Raw genomic sequence first — 18,457 nt, 5'->3', positions numbered from 1 at the left:
CATTATAAACTAGGTTTTATCATATCTTCTGGTTTTACATAAGAGTCAAACTCAACTTCTGTTAAAATCCCAAGATTTACAGCCTCTTGTTTTAGAGTTGTTCCATTTTTATGAGCTGTTTTTGCAATTAGTGTAGCTTTTTCATAACCAATATATGGATTAAGTGCAGTTACAAGCATAAGAGAATCATTTAGATATTTATTTATATTTGTTAAATTTGGCTCTATTCCAACTGCACAATTATCATTGAATGCAAGCATAGTATCACTTAAAAGTCTAATTGACTGAATGATATTTAGAGCGATTACAGGTTTAAATACATTTAATTCAAAATTACCTTGACTTGCAGCAACACTTATAGTTGTATGATTTCCCATAACTTGAACTGCAACCATAGTCATGGCTTCACTTTGAGTTGGATTTACTTTTCCTGGCATGATTGAACTTCCTGGTTCATTTTCAGGAATTGTGATTTCCCCTATTCCACATCTAGGACCTGATGAAAGCCATCTAATATCATTTGCTATTTTCATAAGATTTGAAGCAAGGGCATTTAAAGCTCCACTTAAAAATACTTCTCCATCATGAGAAGTTAAAGCATGAAATTTATTTGGATGAGATTTAAACTCATATTTTGTCTGTGTTAAAATATTTAAAACATCACAAACAGCAGGTGAAAAATCTGGATGAGAATTTAATCCTGTTCCAACAGCCGTTCCCCCAATAGCAAGTTCAACTATGTATTTCATCGAATCATCAATTTGATTTAAAGCTTTATCTAACATATCAACATAAGCTGATAGTTCTTGTCCTAAAGTTAGTGGAGTTGCATCTTGAAGATGTGTTCTTCCTATTTTTACAATAGTCTCAAACTCTTTTGATTTATTTTCTAATGTTGTTTTTAAAACATTAATAGAGGGAATCAACCTTTTTTGAAGCTCTAAAACAAAAGCAATTCTCATAGCTGTTGGATAAGTATCATTTGAGCTTTGACCTTTATTTACATCATCATTTGGATGAATAAGTTTTTCAGTTCTAAAATCTTTTCCTAAGTTTTGTGTAGCTCTTGAAGCTACTACTTCATTTACATTCATATTTGATTGTGTTCCTGAACCTGTTTGCCAAACAACCAAAGGAAATTCAGTTGATAATTTTCCTTGAATAATCTCATCACAAGTTACACAAATAGCATCAGTTTTTATCTTATCTAATCTATTTAATTTATTATTTACAATTGCACAAGCTTTTTTCAAATATGCAAATCCCTCAATTATCTCTTTTGGCATTTTTTCTTCGCCAATTGGAAAGTTTTCCAAACTTCTTTGAGTTTGTGCTCCCCAATATTGATTGTTTGGAACTTTAATTTCACCCATTGTATCTTTTTCAATTCTAAAATCCATTACTTTTCCTATTATTGATATGGGTTATCATTATTATGTATATTGTCTTAATTATTATTTAATTTTTGTGCTTCAAAATCTTTATTAACTATTTAATAAACATATATAAGCTGAAAACATAAAATAATCCTTCTATAAAAGTACTCAAGAGAATTATTTCAAGTATCAAAGTAATCGAAAGTTTTAAATTGTATTAATTTTAAAAATTAAAAATTAGTAAAATAAAATTTTTAAAATATTTTATTTTTTAACTTGGAATTAAATAGGCTTTATTATTTTATACATTAAAATATATTTTATAGCATTCTACAAATTCGTCCATTCCAAGATTTATCTTCTTATTTGAGTTTAAAATATGAAATACAAATATCTTTTCATTTACATCATATTTAAAGTCTATACATTTATTTAAAAAAGGATTTATATCCTTTTCTAAATAATTCTTTAAATATGCAATTTCTAAAACGTGATTTATTTCTTCAATTTCTATTTTTATGCCCTTTAAAAATTCCATCTAATAAAATTATTTTATTCCTAACTTCTGAATATTAGACAATGAAATCAAATGTGCTGTTATTAATGCAGTCGCATTTTTATTACAAATCTCTTCTTTTTTCTTTTTACTTAGGTGTTTTAATTTCTCTTCATTTACTATATAAAATCCATTTATATTAAATTGCTCTTTTTTCTCATTTATTATTGTTGCTACTTTCTCTTCTAGCAATTCCCATTCATCTAATTGTTTTATAAACTCTTTTGTTGCTATTGAATCATTTTGATATTGATTTAGAAAGTTCAATACATTATTTAAAAACTCTGTATTTTCATCTTTATCATCAAAAAGTTTTCTTTTTTCATCTTTTTTATCTATACTCAAAAACTCTTTTTCTACACCTAACAGTAATTGTTGTTGTTCATTTTGTTCTACAAAAACAAAAGGATATCTTCTTACAAATGCTGGAACATAGTGTAATTTATCCCAATTACCTTTATTATCAACAAAGATATTTTCATTTTCTTTAAAACCTAACATTACTGAAGCAAACCAATCATTATTTTTATCTTTAGCAAACAAGATTGGATAATTTTTACAAGCTTCAAAAAACTCTGTTACTGTTATAGGTGCGCTTGTTAGATTTTTTGTGTAAGAAAAATCTTTTACTTCTTTTATACTATTTTCTTTATGGGCTATTTTATTTACTATTTCTAAATCTTTATACATTTTCTTCCTTTATTTTTTAAATTCATTTAAAATACTAATCCTGTTTGAAAAAGAACTTTTGATATATTACCAATATTTTCAGTTTCTATATCTTGACCTCCAACTACTCTTGCTACTTGTAATTTTGTGAAAGTATTTTTATAGTTTGTATAATATCCAAATCCTATATCTTGCAGAGTTCTTCTTTCAAATATAATATCCTCATCTTTTTGACTCATTGAAGCTGTTCCTATATCATAAAACAATCCTATTTTATGATTTAAACCAGATACTTCTGGAAGTTTTGCAAAAAATTCTACATTAAACAATGCTGCTTGTTCTGCACTTAACTCTGCATCTGGAAATACTTTTACTCCATTAGAACCTCCTATATTCATATCTTCACTTCCATCTAAATTTTGATTTTTAAATGCTTTTTGAAGTTTAATTGAAGAACTTATAGAATATATTGATGTAATATCAAGATCTATTGATGAATTAAAATTAATTTTTTGATAAGATCCATTCATCATACTTTTATCAGCTAATTCTCCAATAGTAAGTATTGCCTCTAAAGTCGTTTTTGCATTTAATCCTAAAAAAGTTTGATTTTTTATATGATTTAACCCAAAAGAAATAGAATTAATTTCTTTAGAATCCTTTTCATCTGTTGTCGAAGAAATATTTTTGTCTGAATAAATTGCAGTAAAATCAAGAGTTTCTAATCTTGATTTTATTATAGGATATTCTAAACTTACTTCGAATATTTTTGAATCTCCAAAATATTCCTCATCTAAAATACCATCATCTAAATTTACTAAATTATAATCTGTATTATTGTAACTTAATCCTGCTCTTAAACCATTTGCCATCAATGGAAAATTATATGAAATTTTATAATTTTTTAAATCTGCACCATTACTAATTAGTCCAAATAAAGATATTTTATCTCCTAATTTAAAAGGTGAATTTATATCTACTCCTGACATAATTCTATTTTTTCCTATATATTTGTTTCCATAATTATCAAAAACAACAAAACTATTAACTCTTTTACTTGCATCTACTTCAACTAAAAAATCACTACTTCCAACTTCTTTACCTGGTTTTATTTCTGCCTTAGATACTACCGCACCAGGAGTATTATTTATAACAAGCATAGCTCTTTCTAATGTATCAGTGCTAATAACATTTCCTCTATTTTTAGCATTATCAAACATATTTTGTACAGTAGAGTTATTTACTAAAGAATTATTAATTAGTTTAAATTTCCCATAATTACCTTCTATAACAACTATTTTAAATATATTGTTGTTTTGTTTTATATCTTGCATAGGAATATAAGCTCTTGCTACAAAAAAACCTTTTTCTCTATATTTTTTTGTAATGATAGAAGTAATTTCTTGAAGTTGATTAAAATTTAACTCTTTATTTAAAAAACTATTTATCTCATTATTCAATTCTTCGTAACTTAAATTATTATTCCCTTTAATATCAAAACCTTTTACTAAAATTTTCTTCCCACTTTTATCATCTTTCATAACAGGAGCATATTTCTCTTTTCCTTCAATATCAATCAATGAAGGTGTTTGTTTTTTTACCTCTTTAGGTATAATTATTGATTTTGGAATAGTATCAATATCTGGTACAGTTGCAAGTAGACAATTTACTGTTATTATTGAAATAGTTAATAGTTTTTTCATTGGTTAATTCCTTCCTTTTCATCTCTTAAGTCTTGTTTTACTATATAAAATTCTTGATCAACACCTTCTGGTAAATTTACTCCACCATTTATAAGTTCAATAATAGAATCTTGAGCAAGAGAGATACTTATGTCTGATTGTGACTCACTCTTTTTTGCTGAAACTAATTCACTTAAAGTAATCTTTTCAGTTTGAGTACTTTCAGGTGGTGTAGAAAATAATAAAATATTATCTATTTTATTACTAGATAATTTTTCTAAGTTAAAATTTTCTAAATTTACATTTCCAATTTTTTGATTTTTTTGTAAATTAAAAAATGATAAATTTATGTTATTTATATTTTTTTCAATATTATTAAAATCTTTAATTAAAATATTCACAATATCTGAAGAATTAAGAGTATTTTCGATAGGTGCACCTGTACCTTTCAACTTAGAAACTAGTGTTACATCACCTAAATTTAATCTATCTTTAGAATTAATATTTGCATTTTTTGCATCTAAATTTATTAATCCCTTAAAACTATTATTTAACCCACTTAATGTTATATCACCATTTGTTGAAGCTAATGTTGTTTCACCTGCTGAGCTTATTACTGAATTTACACTTTGAGTAATATCATCTTTTGCACTTACATCTAAAGTTCCGCTTGATGTTACTGCTCCTAGTTCTATTCCATTTACATCATTTAATGCTACATCTTTTCCACTTGCGTTTACAGTTCCTGCAAAGTCATTATTTCCAGTTAATGTTATATCACCATTTGTTGAAGCTAATGTTGTTTCACCTGCTGAGCTTATTACTGAATTTACACTTTGAGTAATATCATCTTTTGCACTTACATCTAAAGTTCCCCTTGATGTTACTGCTCCTAGTTCTATTCCATTTACATCATTTAATGCTACATCTTTTCCACTTGCGTTTACAGTTCCTGCAAAGTCATTATTTCCAGTTAATGTTATATCACCAGTTGTTGAAGCTAATGTTGTTTCATTAGTTACAATAATAGATGTTCCACTTGCTTGAGTTATATCTCCAATAGTTGAAGTAATATCAAGATTTGTTGAAGATACATTTCCAACAACAAAGTCTCCACCTGCATAATCAATTAATATATCTTGTGCAGTCATATTTACTTGACCAGTAAATGAATTTCCAGCTTCAGTAAGAGTTAAATCTCCACCTATTGCTTCAAAAGCTGAATCTCCTGCAATAACTAAACTTGAACCACTTTTTTGAGTTATATCTCCTGTTGTAGATATTGACATATCTCCACCAGCTGTAATACTTCCTGATTCAAAATCACCTTGTACATTTATATCTACATTTGAAGTCGATGTTAAATCATCAAATAAAAATTGATTTGAAGTTACACTAAAATTACCTAAAGCAGATGTTCCACCAATTGCTTCATTAAATTCAACTATTCCACCTAAAGCATTTATTACAAGCCCATTTGCAGGTGTAGTCCCATCACTATTAACTGCTTTTACAAAAGTAACATCTCCAGGACCAGTACCTGTGCTAATAGTAATATTATCAGTTAAAGTAACATTTCCAGCTAAACTAATACTATTTCCATCTGTTGTTATATTTCCAGCTAAACTATTATCTCCTGTACCATTTTGAACAAAACCATCTTTAGCTAAAATGTCACCATTTGAACTTGTTGTAAATAATCCTGAATTTGTAATCTCAGCACTTCCATCAATATTCATAGGAGCATTAACTGTTAAATTTGTTCCTGTAAAATCAAAATTTCCTGTTAGATTTGTTGTTCCATTAAAAGTACTTGTTCCTGTACCTGATAATTGTGTAAAGTTATCGGCTGTAATACCATTTGTTGTTACATCTTTTGCTGACACTATTTCAATACCACCTAAAGCTGAATTTGAACCTATTGCACCAGCAACTGAAATATCACCATTTCCAGCTGTAAAAGATAGATTTGGAGCTGGTGTCACTCCTGCTTTTGCATCAATAGAACTACCAAAAGATATATTTGAGTTATTTGTTTCAAATGAAGTATCACTTCCTAATGTTACTGCTCCTGTATAAGTTTGAGTTCCATTAGTTTTTATAATTCCACCATTTATTTGAGCATCACCTGATACACTTAAACTTCCTAAAGCATAATTAGAACCCACTGCACCATTAAATACAACATCTCCAACAATATTTAAAAATCTATAATTTGATACAGGTGTTCCTCCACCTGTATTATCACTATCCACTGTATTTTCAAAAGTAATTTCACTTCCTGTTAATAAAGTATCTGCATTTAAAACAACTGCACCATTATAATTTTGTATTCCAGTAGTTTGAATATCTGCATTACTTCCTAAAGTAATCAAATTACTATTAGTACTAAGTGTTGAAGCTCTTATATATTGATCTAAATTTAAAGTATTAGTTGAATTAATTATTAAATTGTCTAAAGTTACTATATTACCAACTGCACCCCCAAAACTATAAGTTCCTGTTCCAGCTGATAGTGTTAAATCTCTAGGTGTTGATACGTCATCACTGTTTATAGTTTGAGCAAAAGAGATATTACCAGCACCAGTTCCTGTACTCATCACAACATCATCTGTTAATACTACTGCTTTTGCAAAACTGATATTATTATTTACTGTTGTTATATCTCCTGCTAAGCTATTTGTTCCTACACCATTTTGTGTAAATCCTCCACTTGCAGTTATATCCCCTTCACTACTTGTTGTAAACAATCCTGCATTTGTTATTGTTGTTGCTCCACTACTAAATGCTTTATTTATTGTTATTTCATCACCTGTTATTCCTACTGTTCCTAATGCTAACGTACTTCCTGTTATTCCATCAAATATTACATTCCCATTATTAATAGTTAAATTTCTTGCACTTGTTGTACTATCTAGATTATCTTTAAACCAAATTACTCCATTATTTGTTGTACTTAATGTTGTATTTGCTCCTAGTGTTGTTGCACCATTATATGTTTGATTATCTTTTGTTCTTATTGAAGCACTATTTATTGCTGTTGTTCCACTTACATCTAAGCTTCCTAAAGCGTATGTTGCTCCTACTGTTCCATTAAATATTCCATTACCTGTTATACTTAATGTTCTATAATCACTTATTCCTGATGTATTACTTGAGTTTAATGTTCCACCAAGTGTTACATCACTCCCTGTTAGTGTTGTATCTTGTCCTAAGACTACGGCTCCATTATAGCTTTGAGAACCAGTTGTTACAAAATTAGCTCTATTTAAATTAATATTAGTTGCTGTCCAATCTATAGAATTTACTTGGTGATCTTTATCTAAAGATACATTATTTCCAGAAGTTATTTTTAACTCATTAAGTTTACCTGTAACTGCATCAACACCCAATGTTTTATTAAATACCACATTTCCTGTTCCTGCTGTTAAAGTTAAACTATGTGGACTACCTAATGCCGTTGCATCATTTTCAACTTCTTGTAAACTAATATTTCCAGCACCAGTATTTGTATCTAATATTAAATCTCCAACTAAATAAAATTTACTATTAAATGTTATATCACTATTGTTTGTTTTAATTCTTCCTGCTAATTTTGTATCTCCATCAGCTTGAATAGAAAAACCACCTTTTGCAAAGATATCAGCTTCACCAAGCATTGAAAAACTACCATGAGTTTTAAATGTTACCAATCCATCAGCAGTAATATTATCATTTAGAACAATTCCTTCTGAACCTGTTGCACTTAAATTATCTAAAGTAATTGCACCTTTTGTTATAACTTCACCTGCAGTTGTAATTGTTCCATTTGCAGTTACAACAATATCACCTGAAGTTGTAGTTCCAGTTACTCCACCATCAGCACTTCCAAATGCAACATCACCATAACTATTTACATATATTCCACCTGTATTTGCATTAAGACTTAATTCTCTAACTTGTGTTTGAATATATTTATTACTTGCACCCACTCCTGTTTTACCATTTAAAGCTGCAACTCTTCCTATGATATTTGGATTATTAGAAGCTGTGTTATCTGTAATATTTCCATTTGTTGCAGTTACTCTTATTAAACTATCACCATCTACTGTTTGTCCATCTACTGTTTTTTGTGCTTTAATTTCACCTAACAAAATATTATTTGCAGCTAACAATGTAACATTTCCATCATCTACTTCATATACAGTTCCATCAGCCATAGTAATATTTCCAGTTGTTGCTGTAACACTTATTTCTCCATCTCCAGTAGTTTTAAGTCCACCAGCAGAACCTGTATGTGTAACTCCTGTTCCACCAATTAATGTAATATTTCCCGTTCCTGTTGAAACTAATGCTCCAATAGTAAGTAATCCACCTGCTTCAAGATTAACATTTCCAGAACCATCTGCTGTTGCACTTTGAGTTAAAGATAAATTATTATTTGCTTTTAATCTTAAATTACCATTATTAACAGTCTGAATTGCTCCTGTAAATGAGATTGTAGAAGTAGTAATATCAATCCCTTTTGTAGCACTTGTATAAAGAGATTGTTGTCCAACATCACTAAATGTTCCCAAATTAACAGTTGTTGTTCCTGTTCCAGCTTTTTGTTCAAAACTTGCAGCTTTAATACCATTTGTAGTTACATTTGTTGCTGAGTTTATAATAATATCACCTAATTCTGTTGTATTTCCAACTAATCCAGTAAATACTACATTTCCAGTTCCTGTAGATAAAGTTAAATCTCTAGGTGTTGATACGTCATCACTGTTTATAGTTTGAGCAAAAGAGATATTACCAGCACCAGTTCCTGTACTCATCACAACATCATCTGTTAATACTACTGCTTTTGCAAAACTGATATTATTATTTACTGTTGTTATATCTCCTGCTAAGCTATTTGTTCCTACACCATTTTGTGTAAATCCTCCACTTGCAGTTATATCCCCTTCACTACTTGTTGTAAACAATCCTGCATTTGTTATTGTTGTTGCTCCACTACTAAATGCTTTATTTATTGTTATTTCATCACCTGTTATTCCTACTGTTCCTAATGCTAACGTACTTCCTGTTATTCCATCAAATATTACATTCCCATTATTAATAGTTAAATTTCTTGCACTTGTTGTACTATCTAGATTATCTTTAAACCAAATTACTCCATTATTTGTTGTACTTAATGTTGTATTTGCTCCTAGTGTTGTTGCACCATTATATGTTTGATTATCTTTTGTTCTTATTGAAGCACTATTTATTGCTGTTGTTCCACTTACATCTAAGCTTCCTAAAGCGTATGTTGCTCCTACTGTTCCATTAAATATTCCATTACCTGTTATACTTAATGTTCTATAATCACTTATTCCTGATGTATTACTTGAGTTTAATGTTCCACCAAGTGTTACATCACTCCCTGTTAGTGTTGTATCTTGTCCTAAGACTACGGCTCCTGTATAAAGCTGCGTTAATGTAGTATCAACAGAATTAGCTCCACTATTAATATTAATCGTACCACTAGTAATTGAAGTTGATGCAGCTTTAATATCACTTGCTATATTTGTAGTAGTAGCAGATGCAATTGTAAGTGCTCCTAAACGAGTTACATCTCCAATAGTATTATTTATATTAACTGTTCCTATTCCAGCTGTTAAAGTGATATTATTTGCACCATTTAATCTACCATTTAAATTTATGTTTCCATTATTTGTAGTTAATTTAGAAGTACCTAACAATTCACTATTACCAAGAGTAATTGCTGCTGATGTAGTTGATTTTGTTTCTCCAAATAAATTTATACTATTTTGAGAAGTTGCAGTTAAACCATTTGTAAAAGTTGTTGTATCAGTAGAAGCATCACCTAAAGTTAAATTTCCTGTATTGCTTAAAGTTGTTGTTCCAGCTATTGAGTTTGAATTTCCTAATAATGCTATATTATAATCTGCACTACCAGCTGATGCTGACATAGCTGTATTTACAGTTAGATTACTATCAAAAGCTATTGTTTTATTTGATATTCCATCTAAAATAGTTAAATTATTTGTATTAACTGTTCCTGTAAATGTTGTATCTGCACTTTTTGTAACAGTAATTGTTCCTATATCAGTTCCAATATTTCCAATTGAAACATCTCCTATAGAGTTAATTCCTAAATTAGAAACTGTTCCACCTGCTGTTCCACTAATTGAAGTCACATTAATATCATTATTTATTCCTGTTCCTAAAGTTAATGTTGCTCCATCATTTAAAGTCACTGCTGAAATATTAATATTACCTGTTGAAGTTCCACCAATTGTTGAATTACCCAGAATTCTTACAGTTGTGTTAGTATCACCTAATGAGATAACTGAAGTACCCTCTGACTGAATAGTTCCATTAATATTTACTAAAGTTGGACTATCTGTATTTAATCCATTTACAAAATTTATTGTATCTGACCCATTTCCTAAATTTAAATTTCCAGTGTTATTAAAAGTTGTAGCATTTTGTATTGTGGTATTTGTTCCATATAAACTTATATCATAGTTACTTGCTTGTGTACTTAAAGTATTTACAGATAAATTTCCATTAAATACAACACTTCCAGGAGTTGTTGTAATTCCTTCTTGGATACTTAAAGTATCTATTCCGCTTATTGTTCCACTTGAAGTTATAGTTCCTTGTCCTGAAATTAATTTTAAATTTTTATTATTTCCAGTTGCTGAATTTAAACTAATATTCCCAATTCCTGTTCCAGTAGATAATGTAACAGTATCTGCAAGTAAATTAAGGTTTCCACCAATTGTAAGATTACTATTTGTTGTAGTAATATTAGAGTCTAAACTAATATCACCAGTTGTACTAAATGTTGTTCCTGTTGTAATATCTGAATTTTGATTAACAGTGATTAATCCACTATTTGTAAATGCTGTAGAAGTAGTAGAATCCCAAGTATTATTTAAATTAAAAATTCCACCCGTAAGTGATGCGCTTGCAATTTTTACAGAATCATTAAAATCTGTTTTTGTTGCAGAATTTATAACTAAATTTGCTAATCTATTAGTTTCTCCAACTTTATCTTCAAAAGTAATATTCCCTGTTCCAGTAGTCAAAGTTAAGTTATAAGTTCCATCTACTGTTCCTTGGAAATCAAGATTTCCAGCTCCACTTCCTGTACTTATTATAGTATTTCCATTTAAAGTCACATTATCAGTAACTATGTCACTATTTGTTGTATTAATTGTAGAGAAAAGTTGAACTTTTTTATTTGTATCTGTTGAAGCTGCAACTGTATTTAATCCATTTGTAAAATTAAATGTATCAGCCGTTGCATTTCCTAAAACTAAATTACCTTTATTTAAAAAAGTTGTTTGATTTGTAAATGTATTTGAAGAACCTAATAAAGAGATATCATAACTTCTTGCATAAGTTTCAAAATCAACTACTCCAAGATTTCCATTGATTGTTGCACTTCCTGTTGATGTTTCTGCATCTTCTTGTAAAATTAATCTATTTAATCCTGTTGCATTATTTGTAACTAAAATATTTCCTGAACCTGAAATTAACTCTAAGTTTTGATTAGCTCCCGTTATAGAATTAATAGTAATATTACTTGCTCTATCATTTGCAAGAATAGTTACTATTCCATTTGTACCATCACTTGGTTCAATTAATGTTAAAGCGCCTCCCACAGAAATACTACCTGTTGTAGTTGTTAAATCACTACCTAAAGTTAATGCTCCACTTGTACTAAATGCTCCATTTGAAGTAATATTTCCTACATTAGATTTTGTAACTAAACCACTATTAGTAATAGTTGTAGTTGAATCAGAATTTAAATTATTATTAAAATTAAAAGCTGTTCCTGTTAAAGTAAGAGTTCCAACATCAACCTCATCATTAAATGTCGTAGCTACACTTCCAGCAACTTGTGAAAGTGTTCCTTTTAAATCTACTTTTTTATTAAAAGTTGCAGTTGCAACAGAGTTTATAGTTAAAGTAGTTAAATCAAAATCCTCTTTTCTTCCAACTAAATCAGAAAAAGTGATATTTCCTGCACCTGCATTTAAAATTAAAGCTTCATTTGTTCCACCACTTGTACCTTGAGTCTGTGAAGTTACTGTAATATTTCCTGCACCTGATGAAGTACTTAAACTAACACTTTTCCCTTCTGCAATAGTTAGATTTCCACCAATTGATAAATCAGTATTTGTTGTACTAATATTTGAAGCAAGATTAATATCTCCTGATGTATTAAATCCTCCAACTGCTGTAATATCACCCATTTCTGATTTTGTTATTAAATCTGAATTTGTAAAAGAAGTTACTTCTGTACTATTCCAACTATTATTTATATCAAAAACTGTACCTCTTAAAGTAGCAGCTCCTCCAATATTTACTGTATTTGTGAAAGTTGTAGTATTTGTAGCTGCATTAGTTTGAGTAAGATTTGTACCAATATTTACTGTACTATTAAAATTTGTTAAAGCAGAATTTGTGATTGTTAAATTTGCAAAAGTTGTACTATTTCCAATAGCTCCATTAAAATCAATATTACCAGTACCAGCATTTAATGTTAAATTTCCAGAATTAGAAGAACTACCATCTATAGTATTATTAAATACAATATTTCCAAGACCACTTCCTGTACTAATTGTACTATCTTGACCACTTAAAACTCTAACTGCACCATTGAAAGTGATATCATTATCATTACTTGTTAAGGTTCCAGAATATAAATCTATATAAGTTCCAGATTTTGTAATGAAATTTAAATTATCTGTTGATGTAACAGTTGATGAAATTGAAATAGGATTCGATAAATCAGCACTTCCTATATTTATTACACTAAAGCCATCTTTTGCAATACCTGAAGTTCCATCCCAAAAAAAGTTTGCTGGTAAATTAAGTGTTCCATAACTTCCAACACCTATACTTGTACCATCTGTTTTTGCTTTAATATTTAAGATTCCACCAAGAGATTTTATAGTTGTGCTTGTGTTTAAAGAAATTGCATCTGCTATAAGATTAATATCCCCAGTATATGTTCCACCTGAAGAATTTGTATCACCAATAACAGCAGCGCCATTTGTATAAATACCTGCATATACATAACCACTACCCCAAGAAGAACCACTACTTCCAGAACTTCCTGTGTTCCAACCAAAACCTCCAGAACCTCCATATCCAGCAGCTCCTCCAGCTCCAGCTACTCCTCTTGTAGTATCTAAAGTTATATTTTCATCTGCATGAATTGATGTTGATGATTCTAACGATATAGCATATCCAGAACTTCCACCAGCTCCACCAGTTCCTCCAGCTCCACCAGTTCCTCCATCTCCCATATGTGCTGAACCACTTGAACCATAAGTATACCCACCATAATTACTATTACTAATAGTGTTACGCCCAAGCTCTACATTACCTCCTTGTCCAGCGGAACCATAAGAACCACCAGTACCTCCTGTACCTCCTGTACCTCCAGCTCCTCCTGTACCTCCAGCTCCTCCTGTTGCTTCAAGTTTTAAATCTCTTCGGGCTTCTAAAGTAGCACTAGTTACCTTTATACCAATTCCACCGCTTGCACCAGCACTTCCATTTCCACCAGTACCTCCAGTACCTCCTTTTCCACCTATAGAGTTACCTCCTGCACCTCCATAAGCATATCCTCCAGAGTAATAAGCTGTTATGTAATTAGCTTGTTGAGAATATCCACTTCCCGGTTGACCATAACCAACCCATTGACCAGATGAATTATAAGGTCCTGCCCCATCATAGTAATAAGAATAATGGTCAAATTGTTGATATGTTCCAGAAGTATCTCCACCTTTAGCATTACCTCCACCTTGACCATTTTGAGCTATACCTCCAGTGTCTCCCATTCCACCATTTCCACCTAGACCACCATTTCCACCTCTTCCACCAATACCTATTACAGTTAGGTCTCTTCCAGCTTCAATAGTTGTACTTGATGAAATTGATACTCCATTTCCTCCTGCTGCTGCTGTAGCTAAAGCACTATCTCCATTTGAACCAGATAATCCTTGTCCTCCATAAGAAGATGTTCCCGCATATCCATGACTATCAGTACCTGTACCTGATGAAACTGCACTTGGTTGAGTATAAACATAATTACTTGCTGCTCCTGCATTATAAGTATAATTAGTACCTGTTGAACCTGAGATAACTACATTATTTTCAGCATTTGCAGCATCACTTGCATTTGAACCAGCTCCACCTTGTCCTTTAAGATTTATATCTGTAAGAGATAAAATATTAGTATTTGAACCTACAAATATTCCCTCTCCTCCAACTTTAGAAGCTCCATTATAATAACTAATGTTATAGTCATATCCTTTACCTCTAATATTTATATTATCAGCTGTAAAGTTATTATAATTACCTATAAATACACCATTTTTATATGTATCACCATAAGAATAAGCATTTCCTACAGAATATGTATTTGAAGCTCCTCCTATATCTAAATCACCATGAATATTTATAGTTTGATTAGAACTACCATTGTTTTCAAAATAAACAGGACCTGCTGTTTCAATAGTAAAATTCAATATATTTGAAGCTGTATCACTAATTTGTACTCCAGAACCTATATAAATATACCCTGAACCTGTAGATTGTAGTTTTAAAGTAGCTTCACTTCCTGCTGTTTTAGAAATAATTACTCCATTTGAAATTGTCATAGAACCTGAAACAATATTTTCTACACTTGTTCCGCCATTTAAAGTACTTATATAACTATCTGCAACTGTTTGATTAATTGTAGTATCAGTTGGATCTAATAACCACAATCCACCTTTTCCTTTTGGTGATGAAGCAGTTACACTTATATTTTCAGTATCAAGTGTATATCCTGATGTTTCTATTTTTCCACCATTTCCACCATTTGTTCCAGCTTTTGCTTCAAGTGTAGCCACAACTTTTGTAAGAGAATTCTCTTTTGTAATATCAGACCAAATAGCAATAGTTCCTCCATCACCATTATCTGTTGCATTTGCAGTAATTTTTGAATTTTTTTCAACTATTGTAGTTGTTGATTGTGAAACTGTAGTATCACTATTTTGCCAACTTCCTCCAATATAAACTGTTCCACCACCTGTTTTTCCATCAGCTTTTATGCTAGATGTTTGAGAAATAGTCGTATTTTCACCTGTCACAATAATTTTTCCAGCTTTTGCTGAATCAGAACTAACATCAATTGTTCCTGAATTTATAACATCTCCATTATTTGCAACAACTTCTACATTTCCTAAAATATCATCCATAGAACTTGCTTCTAAAATACCTGTGTTATTTACTACACCTTTTAGTATCTCATCTACTGCATTTGTTGTAAGATATATTTTCCCACCATCTGCAATAATTGCACCTTTATTTTCAACTAAAGCATCTAAAATACCTTTATCAACACTTAAAGATACTATTGAATTTCCATTTAAATTTATTGTTGCTTCTTTAGCTCCTGTTAAATGAACAGTTCCTTTATAAGCTTTTATTGTTCCATCATTTTCTACTTTATTAGCTAATAAGGCAACATATCCAGAATCAGTAGATTCTATTGTTCCCATATTTATAACTGAGCCAGATGAATCTCCACTAAACTTATAATTTCCAGCTTGAAAATCTTCATCTGAAATATTTTTAGTAGTTGCAAGTATTCCTGCTGTATTTACTTTCGCATTTTTATTAAATAAAACTCCATTTGAATTTAATATCCAAACCTGACCATTTGCATTTAACGCTCCATCTATAACAGAACGCTCATTTCCAACAACTCTATTTAAAGTAATAGAGTTTACATTTGGTTGATTAAAATTAACTGTTTCATTTGAAGCTATTGAAAAGCCTTGCCAATTTATGGAAGCTTTTTGGGTTGATTGAGTGATATTTGTAACATTTCCACTTTGAGAAATAGTAGCATTTCCACTAGTAACTGTTCCACCTGTTGGAGCTGCATGAGAAATTATGGCACTTCCAAGAAGTGCAGATACGACCAAAGAAATTTTTCCACCCTTTAAGATACGGAATCTTGAACTGAAATCATAATTAAATTTTTTCATTTTTCACTCTTTATAAAAATTATTTATAATTAGTTTAATCTAAAAAAATCTCAGAGTAGTCACAACCAGTCTCAATTTAGTCTTAATGTTTAAAATTATATACAGCAAAAATATTTTTACCATTTTTTTTTGCATTATACATAGCATCATCTGCCTGTTTTATAAGTTCTTGTATACTCACTTTATTTTGTGACGAATAAAAACTTAAACCTATGCTTGCAGTTACTTTTAAAGTAATTTCATCTGTATATTTTATGGGAATTGAAGTTATACTAAGAAGTTTATTTAAAAAGTTGTTATAATTTTCATTTCCTTCTGAGATATGAAAAACAAGAGCAAATTCATCTCCTCCTATTCTTGCAATAGTATCTTCTTTTCTAATACTTTTTTGAAATCTTTGTGCTATATTTTGAAGAACAAAATCTCCTGCATGATGACCATAAGTATCATTTATAGCTTTAAAACCATCAAGGTCAATAAATGCTAAACCAAAAATAGAGTTATTTCTATTTGATAAAGAATAAATTTTTTCTAGTATAGTTTCAAAATAGTATCTATTTGGTAAATTTGTTAATGAATCATAATTTGCTAATTGTTTTAAAACTTTTTCATTCTCTAATTTTTGAGTAATATCCATAACTAAAGATAAAACTTCAAAATCCTCTTCATTTTCAAAACTGGGTAAAATTGTATTATACCACTCACATGTAATTAAACTACCATTTTTCATTAAGTTTTCATTGGTAAATATATGTAAATTGCTGTTTTTTAAAAAACTATCTAGATATTTATCTATATCTGATTTTTCAATTTCAGGTACTAAAAAATTCATAAAATTTTTTCCAATAACCTCATTTGCATTCCAACCAAAAAGTTTTGTAGATTGATAGTTCCAATCTGTAATAATATAACCTTTTTTCCAAATAAGAATAGCTGTTGCTGAATTTTGAAAAATTATTTTATGTCTTTGTTCACTTTTTTTTAATTTTAGATTTATTTTATAAATGTAATAAGCAATAAATCCAACTAAAAATAAAAGTAATATAAAAAATAAAACTATAAATATCAGATATTTATACTCTTCCCAAAATGTTTTATCTGGAATATACAAAAATTTTTTAAGATTTATATCTTGATTTAATAATCCTAATTCTTTATAAACATTTATTATATGTTCCCATCTTCCTTTATTAATATATCCTATTTCTACGATATCAGGATATATTAGCTCCATCATTTTTTTTGCTTCAAATTGGTAATGTTCTTTTATTTTATGTTGGCTATTATAATTTTTCATTATAATTTCTATAATTTCATCTTGATTTGACATAGCATATTGCCAACCTTTAAAAGAGGCTCTTCTAAATTTTTCTACAATTTCTGAATTTAAATTTATCATATCATTTGAAGTAAAAAGATTATCTCCATAAAAATCAATTCCTGCTGCTCTTGGAGAAAAAATATTATAATGCAATCCTTTCTTAGCTAAATTAAATGGTTCATTTATACTATATCCTGTTATTGCATCTACTCTGTGTTCTATTAAATCGTTAATATTAATTGTATGGGGTAATATTTTTAAAGAATTTATATCAATATTTTCTCTTTTTAAAAGAGCATAAATATCAGAGGCTCCATTTTCTATCATTATTTTTTTCCCAACTAAATCATGAATATTCTTAATATTATTATTTAAAGATATTATTGAAAGTGGTGAATGTTGAAATATAACTCCCAAAATCTTAATAGATTTATTTTTAGCAAAATCAAGTACTAACTCATTTGTTCCTATACCAAATTGGGCATTATTACTTAAAACCTCTTCCACTACATTTAAATCAGTTGTTGCTTCTTTTATTAAAACATCTAGTCCTTCTTCTTTATAGTAACCTTTGTGAAGGGCAGCATAATATCCTGCAAACTGAAATTGATGTTTCCATTTTAACTGTAAGGTTACTCTCTTATCTTTAGCATACAAACTAGAAATAACTAAAAAACTTATAATAATAAATTTTATACTATACATTAAACTCCCGTAATCTTTGAACTTTTATTTTATCTCAATTGTTTTAATTTATAAAAGCAATTTAGTCTCATTTTAGTCTCAATATTCTTTTTTAAGTTTTTTTTTATATTTAGAAA

At 29.4% G+C, this 18,457-nt stretch carries 6 protein-coding genes; all 6 read right to left on the bottom strand.

Annotated elements, in window-relative coordinates:
* Positions 1-2: 2 nt before the first annotated feature.
* On the bottom strand, positions 3-1,400 hold the full coding sequence (gene fumC / locus AAQM_RS04990; protein WP_129095381.1) for a class II fumarate hydratase: 1,398 nt from the start codon (positions 1,398-1,400) through the stop codon (positions 3-5).
* Positions 1,401-1,677: 277 nt separating this feature from the next.
* Positions 1,678-1,914 (bottom strand): hypothetical protein, encoded by a 237-nt coding sequence (locus AAQM_RS04985; protein WP_129095380.1) that lies wholly within the window; start codon positions 1,912-1,914, stop codon positions 1,678-1,680.
* A gap of 9 nt (positions 1,915-1,923) precedes the next feature.
* The gene (locus AAQM_RS04980) at positions 1,924-2,622 is read right to left on the bottom strand and encodes a SapC family protein (RefSeq protein ID WP_129095379.1); all 699 of its coding nucleotides are present in this window, start codon (positions 2,620-2,622) and stop codon (positions 1,924-1,926) included.
* A 26-nt stretch (positions 2,623-2,648) separates the two neighbouring features.
* The gene (locus tag AAQM_RS04975; protein ID WP_129095378.1) at positions 2,649-4,304 is read right to left on the bottom strand and encodes a ShlB/FhaC/HecB family hemolysin secretion/activation protein; all 1,656 of its coding nucleotides are present in this window, start codon (positions 4,302-4,304) and stop codon (positions 2,649-2,651) included.
* On the bottom strand, positions 4,301-16,315 hold the full coding sequence (locus AAQM_RS04970) for a hypothetical protein (RefSeq protein WP_171920661.1): 12,015 nt from the start codon (positions 16,313-16,315) through the stop codon (positions 4,301-4,303). The genes AAQM_RS04975 and AAQM_RS04970 overlap by 4 nt, the downstream gene beginning before the upstream one ends.
* Before the next feature lie 82 nt (positions 16,316-16,397).
* The gene (locus AAQM_RS04965; RefSeq protein WP_129094791.1) at positions 16,398-18,341 is read right to left on the bottom strand and encodes an ABC transporter substrate-binding protein; all 1,944 of its coding nucleotides are present in this window, start codon (positions 18,339-18,341) and stop codon (positions 16,398-16,400) included.
* Between the last annotated feature and the right edge of the window lie 116 nt (positions 18,342-18,457).

Origin of the sequence: Arcobacter aquimarinus, assembly GCF_013177635.1 — a bacterium.
Lineage (GTDB): Bacteria > Campylobacterota > Campylobacteria > Campylobacterales > Arcobacteraceae > Aliarcobacter > Aliarcobacter aquimarinus.
This window is presented reverse-complemented; position numbering and strand designations above follow the sequence as displayed.

Bases quoted from the DNA above. Each gene is read 5' to 3' on its own strand.
- fumC (WP_129095381.1), bottom strand. From the start codon at position 1,400: ATGGATTTTAGAATTGAAAAAGATACAATGGGTGAAATTAAAGTTCCA.
- AAQM_RS04985 (WP_129095380.1), bottom strand. From the start codon at position 1,914: ATGGAATTTTTAAAGGGCATAAAAATAGAAATTGAAGAAATAAATCAC.
- AAQM_RS04980 (WP_129095379.1), bottom strand. From the start codon at position 2,622: ATGTATAAAGATTTAGAAATAGTAAATAAAATAGCCCATAAAGAAAAT.
- AAQM_RS04975 (WP_129095378.1), bottom strand. From the start codon at position 4,304: ATGAAAAAACTATTAACTATTTCAATAATAACAGTAAATTGTCTACTT.
- AAQM_RS04970 (WP_171920661.1), bottom strand. From the start codon at position 16,315: ATGAAAAAATTTAATTATGATTTCAGTTCAAGATTCCGTATCTTAAAG.
- AAQM_RS04965 (WP_129094791.1), bottom strand. From the start codon at position 18,341: ATGTATAGTATAAAATTTATTATTATAAGTTTTTTAGTTATTTCTAGT.